This is a genomic window from Pseudarthrobacter sp. C1 (assembly GCF_034720455.1).
Classification (GTDB): domain Bacteria; phylum Actinomycetota; class Actinomycetes; order Actinomycetales; family Micrococcaceae; genus Arthrobacter.
The window spans coordinates 230,115-248,275 of sequence record NZ_JAYESK010000001.1; the positions used below are offsets into that span (position 1 = coordinate 230,115).

The following is an 18,161-nucleotide window of genomic DNA, read 5'->3' on the forward strand; positions in this document are numbered from 1 at the left end:
TCCATGAAACCGATTCGGGTCATCCTGCTCCCGGGCTCCGTCCTCCCCGCCGATGAGGCCTACGGCCCGCTGATTGAAGCCCTGGGGCCCGATGTGCAGGCTGTCGCCAAGGACCTGGAGCTCTATGCGGACGACGAACCTCCCCCCGGCTGGAGCCTGGACACCGAGATCGACGGCGTGCTGCGGGAGGCCGATGCCCGGGGGTGGGACACCTTCCACCTTCTCGGGTACTCCGGCGGCGGCGCTGCTGCCCTGGCTTTTGCCGCAAAACATCCTGACAGGCTGCTCAGCCTGGCGCTGCTGGAACCCGCCTGGGCCGGGAACTGGGATTGGAGCCCCGCCCACACCGAACTCTGGAAACAGTACGAGCGGCTGGAAACGCTCCCGCCCGAGCAGTTCATGCCCGCCTTCATGAGGCTGGGAGTGAGGCACGACGTCGTCCTTCCGCCGCCGCAGCCCGGTCCCCCGCCGCCGTGGATGGCCAAGCGGCCCGCGGGTATCAAGGCGTTCCTGCGGACCTTCAAGAGCTACGACCTGGACAGGGCCCGTTTGGCCGCCTTTAAACCGCCCGTGTTCTTCGCACTGGGGGGCCTGAGCAACCCCGACGACTACGGCGAGATTGCCGCCCGGCTGGCACGGGTGTTCTTCCCTGACTTCCATCTGGAGGTGTTCCCCAAGCGCCACCACTTCGATCCTCCCCACCGGATCGAGCCCAAGCGTCTGGCTGAGTTGCTCCGGCGGCACTGGGAGAAGGCGGAAAAGAGCCTGGGCAGGCTTTAGGAAAGCCCTCCCGGGCACACTCCGGGCTCAAGCGCGCATGCGTTGGCGCCGCCGGGGGCGAACACGGAGACGGCGGCGCGGGCGTACCCGGACCGGCGCACTGAACCTGAAGGCGCGGCGGGAGAGGTGGTGGGAGTCCGGGCGGCGGCGGACGGCCACCGGCCCGGCGGGCAGCTTCTGGGCGGCGCGGGAGAAGAACCACCGCTTGGCGATCTCCACCAGCACCAGGTACACCGCGATCATGCCGAGCAGGGCCAGGAAGAACGGGACCGGCAGCGGGTCGAAGCCCAGCAGGCCCTGCAGCGGCGAGAGCGGCAGGTAGACGCCGAGCGCCACAACGCCCAGCGAGGCCGCGACCAGGCCGGCGGACGGCCGGCTGCGGAGGAACGGGACGCGGCGGGTCCTGATGGCGAAGATGATGAGGGTCTGGGTTGCGATCGACTCGATGAACCAGCCCGCCCGGAACTCCCCCGGCACGGCGTCGAATGCGAACAGCATCAGGGCGAAGGTGGCGAAGTCAAAGAGCGAGCTGATGGGCCCGAAGAGGAACATGAAACGCCGGATGAAGGCGATGTTCCAGTGCGACGGCGCCCGGAGCTGCTCCCGGTCCACACGGTCGCCCGGGATGGCGAGCTGGCCGGCGTCGTAGAGCAGGTTGTTGAGCAGGATCTGGCCGGGCAGCATGGGCAGGAAGCTCAGCACCACGGAGGCCGTGGCGGCGCTGAACATGTTGCCGAAGTTGCTGGAGGTTCCCATCAGCACGTACTTGATGGTGTTCGCGAAGATCCGCCGCCCCTCCATCACCCCTTCGGCCAGGACGCCGAGGTCCTTGTCCAGCAGCACGACGTCCGCGGCGTCCTTGGCGACGTCGGTGGCACTGTCCACGGAGATGCCGATGTCCGCCTTGTGCAGGGCCAGGGCGTCGTTGACGCCGTCCCCCATGAACCCGACGGAGCCGCCGCTCTGGCGCAGCAACGTGATGATGCGCGCCTTCTGCTCGGGGGAAACGCGGGCGAAGATGGTGGCGGTCCGGGCGGACGCGGCGAGGGCGGCGTCGGACAGCGCATCGACCTCGGCGCCGGTCAGCGTCCCGCCGGACAGGACGCCGACTTCAGCACAGACCTTTTCTGCCACCTTGGCGTTGTCCCCCGTGGCGATCTTCACCGAAATGCCCAGCGCCTCAAGCCGGTCAAGGGACTCCCTGGCCTTGGCCTTGGGCTTGTCCAAAAAGACCAGGAATCCGGCCAGTGACAGGCTGTGCTCGTCCGCCGGGCTGATTGCTGCCACGCCCGCAGCCGCCCGGGTGGCCACGGCGACAACCCGGGAGCCGGCGTCGAACTGTTCGTCCAGCATCGCCTGCACGGCGGGCGGGGTCGGGCCGCACAGGGCGAGGACGTCCTCCGGGGCCCCCTTGGTGACCAGGCGCGGGCGGCCGCCCGCCTCCCGCACCAGCACGGTGGTGCGGCGGCGCTGGTGGTCGAAGCCGATCAGGTCCAGCCGCTCGAAGCGGGCCGCATCGAAGGCGGCCGCGCCGGGGCTGTCCCACAGGGCCGCGTCCAGCGGGTTCTGCCCGGCGGAGGAGAGCTTGGCCTCGGCGTAGTCCGCCTCGGTGGCCAGCAGGCCCAGGGTGAGCAGGCCGCCGTCGGACGTCTCCGGGGCAACAGGCAGCATGCCGGTGAAGCTGATCCGCCCCTCCGTCAGGGTGCCGGTCTTGTCCGTGACCAGGATGTCCATGTCGCCCAGGTCCTCGATGCACACCAGGCGTTTGACCAGCACCTTCCGCCTGGCCAGCTGGCGCGTGCCGGTGGCCAGGGACGTGCTGACGACGGCGGGGAGCAGCTGCGGCGTGATGCCCACCGCGATGGCCAGCGAAAAGAGGAGCGATTCGATGAGCGGACGCTGCAGCAGCAGGTTGGCGATGAAGATCAGGGTGGTCAGCACGATGGCCACCTGCAGCAGCAGGAAGGAGAACCGCTTGAGCCCGAGCTGGAATTCGGTCTGCGGCTGCCGTTCGCCCAGGCCCAGGGCGATCCGGCCGAACTCGGCGCGGCCGCCGGTGGCCACCACCACGCCGGTGCAGCTGCCGGACTGGATGACGGTGCCCATGAACACGCAGGAGGCGAGGTCTGCCAGGGCGGCGCCGGCGGGCACCGGCGCGGGGTCCTTCGCGGCGGGAAGGGACTCCCCGGTGAGGATACTTTCGTCGCACAGGAGTCCGCTGGCCGTGAGGAGGCGGATGTCGGCGGGAATGATGGCGCCCAGGGAGAGGTGGACGACGTCGCCCGGCACCAGTGCGGTGACGTCCACTTCCCTGGTTGTTCCGCCGCGGAGCACCACCGCACGGTGCGTCACGCGGTCGTGCAGGGCCTCGGACGCCCGTTCGGCGCGGAATTCGTTGGTGAAGCCCAGGCCCACGCTGACCAGCAGGATCACGCCAATGACGATTGAATTGGTGGCATCGCCCAGGAACAGCGACAGCCCGGCGGTGATGAGCAGCAGGATCAGGATGGGGCTGGCGAACTGGCGCCCCAGCACGGCCCAGCCATTGGCGCGGTGGGTGCGCACGGCGTTGGGCCCGAGTTCCGCCAGGCGGCGTGCCGCCTCGTCCCCGGCCAGGCCCGCGGGGCTGGAGCCCAGCTGCTCCAGCACCTGCTGGGCTGCCAGGGCCGCCGCATCGCTGATGGGGAGCTGGAGCGGGCTGCGCAGCCGGACGTTCAGGTCAGTCATGCAGGACTACGCGGGGAAGCCGAAGCAGGGGTAGAAATCCTCCACGCCCGGCCGGGCCACTTCAATGCAGCGGGACTTCACCTGTTCCAGGAGCGCGCCGGTGTCCGTGCCGGAAGCGGCGACGCCGCCGACCGCCACTGACACCCCTGCCGTGGCGGTGCGCCGGAGGTTGTTGTCCGTGGAGTTGACGTTGCCCTCGCCGGGGTAGTTGTTGTGGACGTTCGTGGTCTGGTGCTCGAGCGGGCCCGTTCCGGTCCACGTTGCCGAGAGCCTGATGGTGACGGGATTGCCGTTGCCGTCCGTGCCCGGGATGTCAGTGCTGATGGAGGCGGCGGTCAGCCTTGGGTCAACCACCAGGGGCGCCATGTTCTGGCCGTCTGCCTGGAACAGCACCGCACCGCCCCCGGCGGCTGCGCTGACGCCGGATGCCTGGGCGCAGGTGTCGGTGACGCGGACAAACACTGCCGTGAGGCCCTGCTTGTTCACGGGGCCGGGCTGGCCGGCGTACATCGCCGTGCTTGAGGAGACGAAGATCTCGGTCTGCTCGCAGCCAACCGTGCTGACCACCACGGCGGCGCCGTGGGCGGACGAGATGGTGTGGTAGATGTTGGGCGGAGCCGCTCCGGCCGGTGTTGCGCCCGCAGCCACCATGGCCGCCGTGGACAGTCCCATGAGCAAGCGTTTCATGACAGCTCCTTAGTCCGCTTGCCCCCATTAAAGCCCCGGTGGCGGCAGCTCCAGTACGGGCTTTAGGCCCGGTTGCCGGGGTTACGGCTGGCGGACCGCCAGGTCGGCGTTGACGCGGCCGTGCGCCCAGTATGTTTCAGAGCCGGCCTTCATCTCGGCTGTTGATTCGACGTTAAAGCGGACTGAAGCGTTGGTGGCGCCGGCATGGGACTTCCACGCAAGGGCGGCCACCGCGGCAACGATGGGCGCGGCCATCGAGGTGCCGCTGCCGATGTCGTAACCGAGGGAGCGTCCGTACTGCCTCGCGATGGCGAATTTGTGGTTGGGGAAGGTGGAGTAGACGCTGACTCCCGGTGCTGCGACGTCCACCCAGGCTCCGTAGGTTGAGAATGAGGCCTTGGCGTCCTTGTTGTCGGTAGCTCCGACGGCGATGACGTTGGCATAGGCGCCGGGGTACATCATGGTTGTGTTGCCCCCGTTGCCGGCGGCGGCAACGAGCACCACGCCATCGCGCCAGGCGTTATTGACGGCGGTCTCGAGAGTGGTGGTCGCCCCCACGGCAAGGCTCATGTTAATCACCTTCGCACCGCTGCTGACCGCCCAGTTGATGCCGTTCGCGAGGCCTGAGCTGGATCCCATCCCGGTATCGTTGAGGACTTTGCCGGCCAGGATGGTGCAGCCCGGGCAAACGCCGGCGACGCCTATGGAGTTCTCCGACGTGGCGGCAACGATCCCGGCAACGTGCGTGCCGTGGCCGTAATTGTCCTCGTTGTTTCGTGCAGTGGTGAAGTTGGCCCGTGCAACGACCTTCGGGTTGATGTCCGGGTTGTCGGTTGCGACGCCGGAATCGAGGACGGCAACGCCTATCCCGCTGCCGGTGGTGACAGTCCACGCTTCCACGGCGTCCACGTCGGCGTCGGCGTATTTTGGGTCACCGCTGACAGTCACGGTGCCGGCGGTGTTGGTGAACGACTGGCCATCGTTTTGCAGGGCCTATTGGCGCGGAAAGTATTGATCGTTCGTGGCGGGCCTGACGATCTTGTCCGGCTCGGCGTACTCCACTATAGGATTCCGGCTGAGGGCTTCAATAAGTTGAAGTTCCTTCCCCTCCGGCACCTTTATTAGCCGGGCACCGGTGCTGCCGATTTCAGGGCCGTAGCTGAGGCCGTGCCCGCGCAGGGCGCCCGCCGCGGCGCCATCGTCACGGAATTTCACCATGATCTGGCCCGCGACGAATGAAGGCTCGGCGGCTGCGTTGCCCTGGGCCGCAAAAGCAATTCCGCTTATTCCCATGATTGCCGCCACGAATCCGGCGATGCCTGCTTTTTTCATGGGGTTATCTTGCTCCGATCACCACCGGCTGGATAGTGCCCGGGACAAATCTTTTTTAGCGCGCACCCATCCGTAATGCGATACAGCCCGAATTGCTGGCATAACCCTTTGGGCCGGCCGGTAAACATAACCGGCTAACCCATGAACCCCATATCGCATTCAGGAGAACACCATGGCAACACACACGCACACAGGCACGGCAACCCGCACCAACGTGCAAAAGGCATCACTGGCCGTAGGCGCAGTATTCCTGCTGGTCGGCGTCCTGGGCTTCGTTCCCGGCATCACGGCCAACTTCGAACAGCTGCACTTCGCCGGCAGCCATTCCGAGGCCATGCTGCTGGGCCTCTTCCAGGTCTCGGCCCTGCACAATATCGTCCACCTGCTCTTCGGCGCAGCCGGCATCGCCCTGGCCCGGACCGCCGGCGGCGCCCGTTCCTTCCTGCTCTACGGCGGCATCATCTACCTGGTCCTCTTCGTCTACGGCCTGGTGGTCCCCCAGGACTCCGCCGGCAACTTCGTCCCGCTGAACAGCTTCGACAACGTCCTGCACCTGCTGCTCGGCGTCGGCATGGTGGCCCTGGCCCTGGTGCTCACCAAGGGGCACAGCAAGGCCCGCGCTTAACGGCAGTTTCCGGCGGCAGCCCCGCCCCGCACAAAACGGCAATGCCCCTGTCCGCAGCCTCCCGCTGCGGCCGGGGGCATTGCCGTCCGCGCTCCCGGGCGCTACTTGAGGCTGAGCACCTCGTCGATGGGGCGGCCGTTGACGAACACCTGGGCACTCGTGGCCCCGGACGCAGCCATGGCGGTGTACACCAGCTGGCCCTTCGCACGCGGGATGTCGCACACGCCGCCCAGCATGAACTGCCCGGTGAGCCAGATGGTGATCGTGCTTCCGTTCAGCTCACCGCCCAGATAGCTGATGTTCGACTGGTACAGGACGTTCACCAGCCCCGACATCCCGACGTCGCGGCTCTTGTTCGCCAACAGCGCGCCGATGCTGGGGCCCACCTGGTCGGTGAAGCGCACGGGCGCGGTGGTGGTGGCGACAAGGCTGTCGCCGCAGCCGATCCTGGGTCCGGAGACGCCGTTGTCGTCCACCGCCACGTAGTAGATGGTCAGCGGCGCCACCTGTTCCGGGAGTCCGGTAGGGCTTGGTTCCGCCGTCGCCGGCGGGCTCGCGGGAACGGACGACGGCGGCGCTGTCGCCGTGGGGGACGCGGCCACCGGCGCGCTGGCCTCCGAGGTGGGGCTCGCCGTCGCGCTTGAAGCGGAGGGGCTCGGGGAGGCGGAGGTGCTGGTAGGCGCCGGGGACGGAGGGCCAAAACAGCCTGTGAGCATGAAAAGCGCGGAGAACCCCAGAACGCTGAGTGCCGACAGCCTCGGCCTGGCCATGTTGCCCCCTTGGGTGTGGACCCCGGTTTTTCGGGGAGCCACTTTCAAGCTACGCCTGAGGCTTCACCGTGGAACAGGGACTTAGGTCCGGGCCGGCGCGGAACGGCCGGCACAGGGTTGTTGTGCCCATCGCCGGATGCTGTGAAAGTGTGGAAGCATTCGGTGGGGCCGTTCCAGGTGCCCATGACAGCAGTTGGGGGCAAAATGGCGGGTCGGGCACAATCACGGCGGCACCTGCTGGCATCTGGTTTGATGCTGGGGACGCTTGCCGCGGCCGGCTGCGCGGCCCCCGACGGACCTGCCACCAAGACAAGCAGCGCCCCGCCGGTCACCAGCGCACCGGCATCCGTCGCGGACACTTTCCCCAGGTATGACTCCCTGCGGGCAGAGCTGATCGCCGCCTTGGAAGAGAAGCTGCCCGGCATCACCTGGGCCCGGGACAAGCCGGCCGCCCTGTCGCGGTTGGACGACGGCCGGTGCATGCTGTACCCGCAGACGATGAAAAGCAGTGCGGACGTGGTGGAACCCTCGAACCATTTCGCAGACATTTTCTCCGCTGGCGACCCCGTCCTGGCCAGGCACGGCTTCCCTGCCTTTGGCGGGACAGACGATGTCCCTGGCGGCTGGGTGGTGGCGCGCAGCACTGATGCGGCCGGCGCCACCCTGACCATCGAGTCGAAGAGCCCGGCCTACCTGCGCATCAGCGTGCCGGTGAACTCCGCGACCTGCGATCCGGCCGAGCTTCCCCAGAGCTGAGGGAAGTTCTGCCCATCGCACCAGTGGCCGCAGCAGGCCTAGGATGGCGCTGGTACGGCGTCGAAACGAGGGGGGACGGACGAATGCCCGGGTTTTACGGCGCAGACTTTGAACAGTTAAGGGCGCTGGCCAAGTCGATGTCCCAGCAGTCCGAAAAGATGGCCTCGCTGTCCGCGGAACTGGGCCACCTGCTTTCCAGCGTTCGCTGGGACGGGCGTGACGCCACGGTGTTCCGTGCGGCCTGGGATGCCGGGCACGGGCCCATCCTGAAGCGTGTGGCGGCGGACCTGCAGAGCCAGGCGCAGGACTTGTTTCGCGACGCGGACGAGCAGGCAAGAGCCAGTGCCGGTACAGGCGGAGGCGCGGCGACACCTGATGGTTCGGGGACGCCGGACTCCAACCCTCCCGGGGACCCGGGGCCGCTGGACCCCGACCGCCCCGACGTGGATGTGCCGGGCGATGTCCGCGAGGATCCGGATGCCGGCGATCCGGCCGACATCAGGCAGGGACAGATCGGTGACTGCTGGCTCCTGGCGGGGATGGGGTCGGTGGCCCAGATGCTTGAACGTGAAGGCAAGGTTGATGAGTTCCTGGCTGAACACCTGCGGCCGGTGGGTGATCCGCCCACGCACTGGGTGGTGACCCTGTACCAGGACGGCGAGCCCGTGGAGGTAACGGTTGAGGCCAAGTCCACCGAGGGCGGCGTCAGGGGTGCCGACGGTGCGCCCAACTGGCTGTCCATCTACGAACGCGCTGCCGCGGAACAGCGTGGCGGTTCCTACGAGGATATCGACGGAGGGTTCAGCGATGAGGCCATGGAGCTGATGACCGGCAAGTCCGCTGACCGGGACGGCGAGATGGACCTGGCGGGAATCGAGGACAAGCTCGGTGAGGGCCAGGCGGTGTCCGTGGGCAGCCAGGACGTCAAGGACGATGACTTCGACTGGTTCTGGGAGTCCGATGAGGTCAGCCGCACCGATGTGGTGCCCAACCATGCGTACATTGTGGTGGATGTGAAAACCAACGGTGACGGTGAAAAGGTGGTGGTCCTGGCCAACCCGTGGGGACCGTCGGGCGGCTACATGGCGGGCGATGACGACCAGAAGTCGGGCACCTTGGAATTGACCGAAGACGAGTACAAGGAAAACTTTGACTCGGTGTACTCAGTGGATCTGAAGTGAGGATGGCCGTGGAAGAGCTTGTTACAGTCCGGCAGGGCATGCAGCCCAACTTCGGCGGTGTGCTCGTGGGAATCGTGAAGATCGGGTTCACCGGCGGCGCCCCTGCCATCCAGGTCTGGATCCGCGCCGGGGGGCAGGAACGCAAGCAGGCTTTCCGTGAAGGGCAGTCGGTGGCCCTGCCGGGCGCGGGCACCCTCCGGTTCGATTCCATCCGGCCTGCTGACGGGGAGCGCACAGCGTCGGCGGACCTCACCTACGCCGCCTGAGCACAGCCGCCCGGGCGGAAACTGTCAGTAGGGTCCAAGGCCCGCCGCAGAGCCCCTTTCCCGCCATTGTGGCGGCGGCAGGGCGGGCGATACGATGCTCCCGGGGAGAGGTCCTGGTCTCGCGTGAGCACCGTTAGGGGACCATCCAGTGACCGACTTCTTCACCATGCAGCCCGGCGAAACCGCAGCACCCCTGCCGCCGGGGCCGGTCCTCTGCACCGGGACTGCGGCAATGCGGCGCATCCACCGTTTTTTCCTCTGGGCTTACGACGAGGCACCCGGCCTGGTGCGGTCCGTGGCGCGCGGCGATACCGGCCGGGCAGCGTACGTGGGTGAGGTGCTCGGCAACTTCGACAAGGTGCTCCACGTCCACCATGAGGGTGAAGACCTGCTCATGTACCCGCAGCTGGCGGAACGGGCACCGGCCTGCGCCCTGCACGTGGGGCTGATGCTCGAGCAGCACAAGCAGGTCACGCAGCGGCTTGAGGGCATTGAACCTGTCCGCCTGCGCTGGATGCAGAAGGCGGACGCGGAGGCGGGCGAGGAACTCGCCGGCCTTTACGAGGACCTCTCGTCCGTCCTCAAGGTGCACCTGCGGCGCGAGGTCACCGAGGTGATGCCCGTCGTGGACCGGGTGATGGACCAGAAGGAGATGGAAGGGGTGGGCCAGCACGGGATCGAGCAGTTCGACAAGAAGTTCATGGTGGCCTACCTCGGCATGGTGCTGGCCACCAATCCTCCCCAGGACCGGAAGGAACTGTTCAGGGAGATTCCACTGCCGGTCCGGCTTGCCTACCGCCTGGTCGGGCGCCGGATGTACCGCCGGCAGTATTCCACGCTCTTCCCTGGGCGCCCGATTCCCGAGACGCTCTGAAAGACAGCCATGGTGTTCCTCCGCTAGTCGGCTTCCTCATCGTTTGCGGTGGTCTCGACCCAGTCGATGGCCTCGTCAGGGAAATAGTGCCCCGGGGTTTCGCCCTGGCCGGCCCACCATGAATCGTCGCCGGCAGGTCCGCCGGCCTGGGCAATTTCGGCCACCACTGCCGGGGGCACCACGTCGCCGTTGTTTTCGATCAGCCACTCCTGCGTGGATGGCTGCAGCTTTGCCCACCACTGTTCGATGCCCATGACTGAAGTCTCCCACGCCAGCAGGACTCTGGAAGGGCCCGGTGAGATTCATTTTGGCGGTTTTGGCGGCGGACGCGGCCGGGGCTGCTCCTGTAAACTCCTTACGGCCACAACGTGCGGTTTCCTGAGCGGAGTCCAAGCGTCGGGAAAGGCCCCGGGCTCAGCCGGGTGTACAGGGGGGAAGCAGATTCATGCCATTGTCGAAACGACTCTTGGGCGCGTTTGGCGCCTTTGTGCTGGCGGCCGCTGTTCTGCCTGCAGCCGCGCCGGCTGTTGCGGCACCCTCTGCGGCCGCGTTCGAGCCGCAAAGTCCCGGCGGCAGCGAACGGTACCTGGTCAGCTTCGCCCCGGGCGCCGACGTCGCCAATGAGGCCCAGGGCCTACGCTCCCAAGGGGTGGCCGTGGGAAAAACCTTCTCTGCCGCGGTACGGGGTGCAGTCATCACAGCCACCCCGGGGCAGGCAGCTGCCCTCGCCCGTTCACCCCGGATCTCCGCTATCGCCCCGGATGCGCCCGTTTCCCTGTCCGAGACCCAGCAGTCGCCGCCATGGGGGTTGGACAGGATCGACCAAAAGGCGCTCCCGCTCTCCGGCACCTTCGCGCCGCCGTCCTCCGGGGCCGGCGTCAACGCCTACGTCATCGATACCGGCGTGTTCGCCGCACACACTGATTTTGGCGGACGGGTGACTGCGGGCTGGACCGCCGTTGCTGACGGCCTGGGCAGCGGTGACTGCAACGGCCACGGCACGCACGTGGCCGGCACCATCGCCGGGAAAACGTTCGGGGTGGCGAAGGCAGCCACCATCGTTCCGGTTCGTGTCCTCGACTGCCAAGGCTCCGGCTATGATTCGGACGTCGTCGCCGGTCTTGACTGGATAGCCTCCCACCATGCCGCGGGCACACCCGCCGTCGCCAACCTCAGCCTTGGCAGCGGCGCCAACAGCGTGGTGGACGCGGCCGTCCGCGGAGTCATTAGCGACGGCGTCACAACAGTTGTGGCTGCCGGCAACACCTCGATAGATGCCTGCACCCGGTCACCGGCACGGGTGCCCGAGGCGCTGACTGTCGCAGCCAGCGATTCCTCGGACCGCCAGGCGTGGTTTTCAAACTATGGAAGCTGTGTTGACCTGTATGCGCCCGGCGTCGGCATCCTGTCGGCCGGGCACACCTCGACGACGGCTACGGCCACCATGAACGGCACGTCCATGGCGGCCCCGCACGTTGCGGGTGCAGCTGCGGTTGCCCTGTCCCAGAACCCCGGGCAGACGCCGGCCGGGATCTCCGCCGAACTGACTTCAGCCGCCGCCGCGGGTGTTATCACCGGCGCGTCACCGGGCACCCCCAACCGTCTGGTCAACACGGGGCGTGAGGCGTGGCTGCCGGCTCCTGTTGCGGCAGAACGGGACTTTACCGGAGACGGCCTGCCCGACCTGCTGGCCAGGGACACCAACGGCACCCTCTGGACCTACCCCGGCACCGGCAACGGCCTCTTCGGCTGGCGCATCAAAGTCGGCGACGGCTGGAACGTCATGACCGCCATCAGCGCCGCCGGAGACCTCACCGGCGACGGCAAACCCGACCTCGTAGCCCGCGACACCAGCGGCACCCTCTGGACCTACCCTGGCACCGGCAACGGCCTCTTCGGCTGGCGCATCAAAGTCGGCGACGGCTGGAACGTCATGACCGCCATCAGCGCCGCCGGAGACCTCACCGGCGACGGCAAACCCGACCTCGTAGCCCGCGACACCAGCGGCACCCTCTGGACCTACCCTGGCACCGGCAACGGCCTCTTCGGCTGGCGCATCAAAGTCGGCGACGGCTGGAACGTCATGACCGCCATCAGCGCCGCCGGCGACCTCACCGGCGACGGCAAACCCGACCTCGTAGCCCGCGACACCAGCGGCACCCTCTGGACCTACCCTGGCACCGGCAACGGCCTCTTCGGCTGGCGCATCAACGTCGGCCCCGGCTGGAACGTCATGACCGCCATCAGCGCCGCCGGCGACCTCACCGGCGACGGCAAACCCGACCTCATCGCCCGCGACAGCGACGGCACCCTCTGGACCTACCCTGGCACCGGCAACGGCCTCTTCGGCTGGCGCATCAACGTCGGCCCCGGCTGGAACGTCATGACCGCCATCAGCGCCGCCGGCGACCTCACCGGCGACGGCAAACCCGACCTCATCGCCCGCGACAGCGACGGCACCCTCTGGACCTACCCTGGCACCGGCAACGGCCTCTTCGGCTGGCGCATCAACGTCGGCCCCGGCTGGAACGTCATGACCGCCATCAGCGCCGCCGGCGACCTCACCGGCGACGGCAAACCCGACCTCATCGCCCGCGACAGCGACGGCACCCTCTGGACCTACCCTGGCACCGGCAACGGCCTCTTCGGCTGGCGCATCAACGTCGGCCCCGGCTGGAACGTCATGACCGCCATCAGCGCCGCCGGCGACCTCACCGGCGACGGCAAACCCGACCTCACCGCCCGCGACACCAGCGGCACCCTCTGGACCTACCCCGGCACCGGCAACGGCCTCTTCGGCTGGCGCATCAACGTCGGCCCCGGCTGGAACGTCATGACCGCCATCAGCTAGCCAGCGGGCTTGATGAACCGGCGCACACGGTGGCCCCTATTTGGGTGCGGAACGCGTCCCTGAGTCCGTGCCCGGCCCCCGTGTTGCAATGAAGTTCCAGTCGAAGGAACCGTCATGGCGCAGTGTCAGCCGAAGGAACCCGTGGGTGTCGCTGAACCGGTTCTCGATATACCGCGGACTGCTGGTGAAGGGGCGGAGTCCAATGCCGCCAGTGGAAACCTGGAACGCCGTCATCCCGTCATCGACGCATTCGTCCCTGTTGTTCACCGGGCATGACCGCTCGTAGTTGTGCTGTGACCCCGACAGTGTCAGGCGCACCCGGTGCTTCCACATCACGTCGATCCACGGCTTGTGGTCAGCAGCCCGGTTGTGCTCGGACGTGTTCGACGTGAAGTAGGGCTCGTGGTGCACCACCGCCAGGTGCTGCCCAGCCGCCTTCGCAGCGGCGAGATCCTTGTCCAGCCACCTTGTCATCGCCCGGGCCTGTGCTGGGTTGTACCGCCAGTGCGCTGAGGACAGGAACGCGAAGTGCCAGTTCCCGAAGTCCTTCGAGTACGCCTCCCCGTTCTCGATGCGCCCACGCTCCCCGTTGACCGCGGCCTTCTCCGGAGCCCCCGGGCACTGGCCGTTCATGAAGTTGTCGAGGTCCTCATTGCGGCCGGGTTCCCAGTCATGGTTGGGGGCCGAAACCCAGTACAGCTTGGGCATCGTGCCACTCCACAGGGTCGCCCAGTAGTTCACGTAATCGTCGCAATAGGCGGTGTCGTACTGGAAGTCACCCAGACCCAGGAACGCGTCGATCTGGTTGTCCTGCACAAGCTGGCTTATCGCAGCAGCGTTCCGGCCGGACGGGCTGTCAGGGTCAGTGTTCCCTGCGTCGTTCATGTCGCCTACGGCAGCGATCCGGACATCAGGCGCAGGGGGCGCAAACCCGTTGGGAGGCCCCGGGGGTATCGGAGGGCCGGCGCAGCCCGCCGTGGACACCATCAGGACGGCCGCGGCAATCGCAGCCGCACTGCGAAAGGGTCTGCGACGACGGCGTGGTGACTGCATCCGATAACCCCCTGGAGAGGCCGAACCGGAGGTCAGCGTCCCCAGGAAGAAGCCGGGACCCGCCGGCAGTCTTGATATTCCTAAGTGCTGGACCGGCTGTCAAGGGCGCGCACTGCCATGGAAAATCTCAGCGCACGGCGTTGGTAGCGGAGCAACGGCCGACCCGTTGACGGAAGGGTTAATCCAACGTTAGGTTTTACCCACTGCGCGCTGGGGTGCCCGACCAAGATAGGGAAGGACCCCAAAATGAACCGTATGATCCGCCTCGTCCTCGCCTCCGGCGCTGGCCTGGCTCTCGCCCTCACCGCCTCGCCGGCCGTGGCCGCGCCGCCGTCTGACTCCCGCAGCAACCCCGCCCAGGTGGAACACGTCGAATACAGCTTCCCCAACGGTTCATCGTATGAGTACCGCGGCGCGACGCGCGTCACCGATGAGGGGTACTACACCACAAACACCCGCGATCAGATGACAGTGCAAAGCGACGGGGGCACTGTGTCGACGTTTGACTACAAAACGCACTACATGCTGAACGACAAGGTGACAAAAATGAACAGTTCGAGCACCTTTACCGAGGACGGCGACACCTGCCGCAGCGGTTCCCAGACCGTCACCACCAACGGGGAGACGCGCACGCACAACTCGCAGTCGAGCTGCTAGCACGCGGGTCCGCACGAGTTCGAAAATGACCTGGCCGGGCGGGTTTAGTGCAGCGGCTCTGCGGACTCCATGGCCGTGAGCCGGGAAGCGAGTCCGGTGAGCCCGGAGATGGTTGCCGGCCGGGAGTAGAGATACCCCTGGGCGTGGGTGCATCCGAGGCGCCGCAGGTGATCGCGCTGGGCGGCAGTTTCGACGCCTTCGGCCGTGGTGGCCAGCCCGAGTGCGTGGGCCAGCCCGACGACGGCGCCGACGATGGCGGTGTCCTCGGCGTCGGTGCCAAGGCCGGCCACGAAGGACCTGTCGATCTTGACCACATCCACCGGGAAGCGCTTCAGGTTGGTCAGCGAGGAATAGCCCGTGCCGAAGTCATCCAGCGCGATCCGGATGCCCATGGCCCGCAGCTGCCAGACGGTGGAGATGTTGCTGCTGTTGCTGTCCAGCAGGGCGGACTCAGTGATCTCAACGCACAGTGCGCCGGGCGGAAGCCCGGCCTCGCGAAGGGCACGCGCCACGACGTTCACCATGCCGGGTCTGCTGAGTTCAACGGCGCTGACATTGACAGATACGTGCTGCGGAGCGCGTCCGGGATCTTTGCGCTGCCATGCCGCGACCTGGCGGCAGGCTTCGGGGATCATCCAGCGCCCCAGGGGAACGATCAGCCCGGTTGTTTCCGCCACGTCCAGGAACTCGGCCGGCGCGAGCAGGCCCCGGTCCGGATGGTCCCAGCGCACGAGCGCCTCCACGGAGGCAAGGCTTCCGTCGGCCAGGCCAATGACGGGCTGGAAGAGAACGCGCAGTTCGCCGTTTTCAATTCCCTGCCGCAGTTCCTTCTCGGTGCGCAGCCGGTTGTCACGGATGGCGCGCAGGTTCCTGTCGTAGAACACGTACCGGCCCCGGCCTGCTTCCTTGGCCCGGTACATGGCGATGTCGGCGTTTTGCAGCAGGTCGGCCGCGGTGCTGTCCCGGCCGGACAACGCTATGCCGATGCTGGCGCTGGTCCGGAAGACGTCGCGGTCGATTTCGTACTGCCGCTCCAGCCCGTCCAGCAGGCGGCGGGCCGTGGCTTCAGCTGCGGCCCGGTCCTGGACGTCTTCGCAGAGCACCACGAATTCGTCTCCTGCCAGGCGGGCCACGGTATCGTCTCCGCGCCCCATGGAGCGCAGCCGCCGGCCTACTTCGATGAGGAGGAGATCGCCGGCGGCATGTCCCAACGTGTCGTTGACGGCCTTGAAGCCGTCCACGTCCACGAAGAAGACGGCCACATGCGTGCTGCGGTCCTGGGTCCGCGAAAGGGCATGGCTGATCCTGTCCATCAGCAGCACCCGGTTGGGCAGGCCCGTCAGGCCGTCATGCATTGCCTGCCGGGTGAGCAGCTGTTCAGCTTCGCGGCGGCCCGTGATGTCCTCGAACTGGGCAACCAGGTACAGGGGCACGCCACGGTCATCGGCCACCACCGCGCTTGTCATGGACGTCCAGACGATGGCGCCGCCGGCGTGGAGGAAACGCCGGGAAGCGGTGTACTCAGTGACTTCTCCGCGCAGCATCTGTGCCAGCCGGTGCCGGGCCGCGGACCGGTCCTCCGGCACGATGAAATCCAGGACACTGCCGGGCTCCACGTCCGAGGGCGTGCGCCCCAGGAGGGCGTAGAAGGCGGAGTTGGCCCGCAGCACCTTGCCCGCCTCTCCGGGGTCCAGGCTGAGGAGTGCGATGCCGATCGGGGCGTGCTCAAAGGCAAGCCGGAAACGTTTCTCACTGAGTTCAAGCTCTGCGGCGCCCTGCCGGCGCACAGCATTCAGCTCCGCTTCGGCTTCAAGTTCCGCCAGGCGCTGCCGCTCGATCAGGTCCTCGAAAATCGCCGGTCCCGCCAGCATGGATGCGTACGCCCGGCGCAGCGTCCAGTAGTAGACGCCCACTCCCGCCGTTGTCACCTCCCACAACGCGTCATGCCAGGAGATGCCCTCCCTGGAGGCGTGGCCCTCGAGGACGTCCAGCCCCAGGAAAGGCAGCAGCGGATGGACAGCGTGGAGGCCGTGCCCGACGGAGCAGGTAAAGAAGATTGCTGCCGTAGCAGTCCCCAGCCGGTTCCGGCGCACCTGCCCGGACCGGGCCAAGGGCACAATGATCGCCACCGAAATCGCCAGGTAAGAGACAGCCACCACCGTATTGGCCGCCGACGAGAGCCACCACCAGTCCACCCGCATCCCCCTGCGCCTAGACGGAACACGTGCGTATTCGGTTCCGTGGATCACTTGATACTGGATGGGTGGCAGCTTTTCGTCAACCATGGCGCTCGGCAAGGGCGTGGTCGCACAGAATTAACGCCCTGCCCGCACAGGCAGCAGCACCGCGCTTGTCCAACACACGCGTCCGACGTTGCACTAGGCTGGAATCCCCCGTACCGACTCCGGATCCACCCCAGACAAGCGAGGCATATCGTGCACCAGGACGCCGCCCGGTTCCTGTCCCAACCGGTGGCCGCCCAGCCCGGCGCTCCCCTGCGCGTCGCGGTGTACTCACGGATCGCCGCAGCCATCCGCAACGGCCTGCTCACGCCCGGGTCCATGATCCCCACCGAAACCGAACTCGGCACTGACATGAAGGTCAGCCGCACCGTGGTCCGCGAGGCCCTCATGCTGCTCGAGGAGGACGGTCTCATCAGGGCGCGGCGCGGCGTCGGGCGTTTCGTCTCGGACACGCTCCCCCGCATCGGCATCGAGCGCATCCAGCCGTTCGAGGACGTCCTCGGCAGCCCCGGCCAGCAGGTGGAGGTCAAGCGCACCCAGGTGGTCCGGCAGGCCGCCTCAGAATTCGTCGCCCCCGGCATCGGCGTCGAGCCCGGCACCGACTGCTGGCTTTGGGAATCGGTCCTGATCCGCGACGGCGAGGCGATCGCCCACCTGCAGGAAAACGTCACCGCCCAGCCGGTCAGCGTCGGCAAGGGCGCCGCCGCGCCCCTTGAGATAGAGGACGACGGCGGCGCCACCTTGCTTGCCGCGCTCAACAACCAGCTGGGCCGGCTGGCCGGGCCGGGCGAGTGCCAGATCAGCCTCAGCCAGGTGGGACCCAGCCGGGCGAAGCTGCTGGACCTGCGCCCGTCGGACCCGGTGCTGGTCCTGACGCAGTACGTGCGGAACGGCAACCGGCCCTTCTATCTGGCCAAGTGCCTGGTCTCGGCCCGGGCCGGCCACCTCTCGGTGATGCAGCAGTTCCAGTCCTGACTGACGCGTCACTCAAGGCTGTGCCAGCATGCAGGCCCCCCTTATGGCCCGGCTACCAGAATTTCCCCAATGGCGTCCTCGCAACCGGGGACGTGGGTGCCGGCGTGAACCTGCGCGAACCGGCTCACAACCTGGCCCGAATTATCGAAACCGTAGGCGTCAGCAGCATCCTTAACCTCATTGATGATGGCGGGAACGGCACCGGGACCGTCTGCCACGGCATGATCTGAAATGCCAAGTCCCGTGCAGGCAGCGTGTGCGTCGGCGATCTCGGCCGATGCCGGAACGGCGCCTGCAAAAAGAACAACGAATACGGCGGCGGCCACGGCAGCGGAAGAGCGTTTCACATTCATGGGTATCTCCTGAAAATAGGGCTTCGACGAA

18 protein-coding genes are annotated in these 18,161 nt (G+C 67.2%); 9 read left to right on the forward strand and 9 right to left on the reverse strand.

Features of this window, described 5'->3' with window-relative positions; genetic code table 11:
• Positions 1-3 precede the first annotated feature (3 nt).
• Positions 4-780, forward strand: a complete 777-nt coding sequence (locus U7114_RS01015; protein WP_323056283.1) for an alpha/beta hydrolase — start codon at positions 4-6, stop codon at positions 778-780.
• A 27-nt stretch (positions 781-807) separates the two neighbouring features.
• Here U7114_RS01015 and mgtA read toward each other — a convergent pair whose 3' ends face one another.
• The 4 genes from mgtA to U7114_RS01035 form a co-directional block, all read right to left on the reverse strand.
• The gene (mgtA, locus tag U7114_RS01020) at positions 808-3,507 is read right to left on the reverse strand and encodes a magnesium-translocating P-type ATPase (RefSeq protein WP_323056284.1); all 2,700 of its coding nucleotides are present in this window, start codon (positions 3,505-3,507) and stop codon (positions 808-810) included.
• Positions 3,508-3,513: 6 nt separating this feature from the next.
• Positions 3,514-4,194, reverse strand: a complete 681-nt coding sequence (locus tag U7114_RS01025; protein WP_323056285.1) for a hypothetical protein — start codon at positions 4,192-4,194, stop codon at positions 3,514-3,516.
• 81 nt (positions 4,195-4,275) lie between these two features.
• Positions 4,276-5,142 (reverse strand): S8 family serine peptidase, encoded by an 867-nt coding sequence (locus U7114_RS01030; RefSeq protein WP_323056286.1) that lies wholly within the window; start codon positions 5,140-5,142, stop codon positions 4,276-4,278.
• Positions 5,143-5,187: 45 nt separating this feature from the next.
• Complete coding sequence (locus U7114_RS01035) at positions 5,188-5,526, reverse strand: S8 family serine peptidase (protein WP_323056287.1); 339 nt, start codon at positions 5,524-5,526, stop codon at positions 5,188-5,190.
• Positions 5,527-5,698: 172 nt separating this feature from the next.
• Here U7114_RS01035 and U7114_RS01040 point away from each other — a divergent pair, with 172 nt between their 5' ends.
• A complete protein-coding gene (locus U7114_RS01040) occupies positions 5,699-6,151 on the forward strand; it encodes a DUF4383 domain-containing protein (RefSeq protein WP_157238814.1) in 453 nt (150 codons plus the stop codon).
• Positions 6,152-6,252: 101 nt separating this feature from the next.
• On the opposite strand, the gene U7114_RS01045 is transcribed toward U7114_RS01040, so the two are convergent.
• A complete protein-coding gene (locus tag U7114_RS01045; RefSeq protein ID WP_323056288.1) occupies positions 6,253-6,921 on the reverse strand; it encodes a hypothetical protein in 669 nt (222 codons plus the stop codon).
• 183 nt (positions 6,922-7,104) lie between these two features.
• Between U7114_RS01045 and U7114_RS01050 the strand changes: the two genes are divergently transcribed.
• From U7114_RS01050 to U7114_RS01065, 4 genes are all read left to right on the forward strand, one after another.
• Positions 7,105-7,677: a hypothetical protein gene (locus tag U7114_RS01050; RefSeq protein WP_323056289.1), complete on the forward strand. Its 573-nt coding sequence runs from the start codon at positions 7,105-7,107 to the stop codon at positions 7,675-7,677.
• 83 nt (positions 7,678-7,760) lie between these two features.
• Positions 7,761-8,858 (forward strand): C2 family cysteine protease, encoded by a 1,098-nt coding sequence (locus U7114_RS01055; protein WP_323056290.1) that lies wholly within the window; start codon positions 7,761-7,763, stop codon positions 8,856-8,858.
• An 8-nt stretch (positions 8,859-8,866) separates the two neighbouring features.
• On the forward strand, positions 8,867-9,124 hold the full coding sequence (locus U7114_RS01060) for a hypothetical protein (protein ID WP_323056291.1): 258 nt from the start codon (positions 8,867-8,869) through the stop codon (positions 9,122-9,124).
• Between the two features lie 148 nt (positions 9,125-9,272).
• The gene (locus U7114_RS01065) at positions 9,273-9,998 is read left to right on the forward strand and encodes a hemerythrin domain-containing protein (RefSeq protein WP_323056292.1); all 726 of its coding nucleotides are present in this window, start codon (positions 9,273-9,275) and stop codon (positions 9,996-9,998) included.
• Positions 9,999-10,021: 23 nt separating this feature from the next.
• Here U7114_RS01065 and U7114_RS01070 read toward each other — a convergent pair whose 3' ends face one another.
• A complete protein-coding gene (locus tag U7114_RS01070; protein ID WP_157238817.1) occupies positions 10,022-10,252 on the reverse strand; it encodes a hypothetical protein in 231 nt (76 codons plus the stop codon).
• 197 nt (positions 10,253-10,449) lie between these two features.
• Here U7114_RS01070 and U7114_RS01075 point away from each other — a divergent pair, with 197 nt between their 5' ends.
• Positions 10,450-12,849 (forward strand): FG-GAP-like repeat-containing protein, encoded by a 2,400-nt coding sequence (locus U7114_RS01075; protein WP_323056293.1) that lies wholly within the window; start codon positions 10,450-10,452, stop codon positions 12,847-12,849.
• A 36-nt stretch (positions 12,850-12,885) separates the two neighbouring features.
• Here the strand turns inward: U7114_RS01075 and U7114_RS01080 are convergent, their stop codons facing one another.
• On the reverse strand, positions 12,886-13,734 hold the full coding sequence (locus U7114_RS01080) for a hypothetical protein (RefSeq protein WP_323056294.1): 849 nt from the start codon (positions 13,732-13,734) through the stop codon (positions 12,886-12,888).
• Positions 13,735-14,148: 414 nt separating this feature from the next.
• Here U7114_RS01080 and U7114_RS01085 point away from each other — a divergent pair, with 414 nt between their 5' ends.
• The gene (locus tag U7114_RS01085; RefSeq protein ID WP_323056295.1) at positions 14,149-14,559 is read left to right on the forward strand and encodes a hypothetical protein; all 411 of its coding nucleotides are present in this window, start codon (positions 14,149-14,151) and stop codon (positions 14,557-14,559) included.
• Positions 14,560-14,603: 44 nt separating this feature from the next.
• Here U7114_RS01085 and U7114_RS01090 read toward each other — a convergent pair whose 3' ends face one another.
• Positions 14,604-16,760 (reverse strand): putative bifunctional diguanylate cyclase/phosphodiesterase, encoded by a 2,157-nt coding sequence (locus U7114_RS01090; RefSeq protein ID WP_323056296.1) that lies wholly within the window; start codon positions 16,758-16,760, stop codon positions 14,604-14,606.
• A gap of 234 nt (positions 16,761-16,994) precedes the next feature.
• Between U7114_RS01090 and U7114_RS01095 the strand changes: the two genes are divergently transcribed.
• Positions 16,995-17,777: a GntR family transcriptional regulator gene (locus U7114_RS01095; protein ID WP_104997112.1), complete on the forward strand. Its 783-nt coding sequence runs from the start codon at positions 16,995-16,997 to the stop codon at positions 17,775-17,777.
• A gap of 41 nt (positions 17,778-17,818) precedes the next feature.
• Here the strand turns inward: U7114_RS01095 and U7114_RS01100 are convergent, their stop codons facing one another.
• Positions 17,819-18,130, reverse strand: coding sequence for a hypothetical protein (locus tag U7114_RS01100; protein WP_323056297.1), 312 nt, complete (start codon positions 18,128-18,130; stop codon positions 17,819-17,821).
• Between the last annotated feature and the right edge of the window lie 31 nt (positions 18,131-18,161).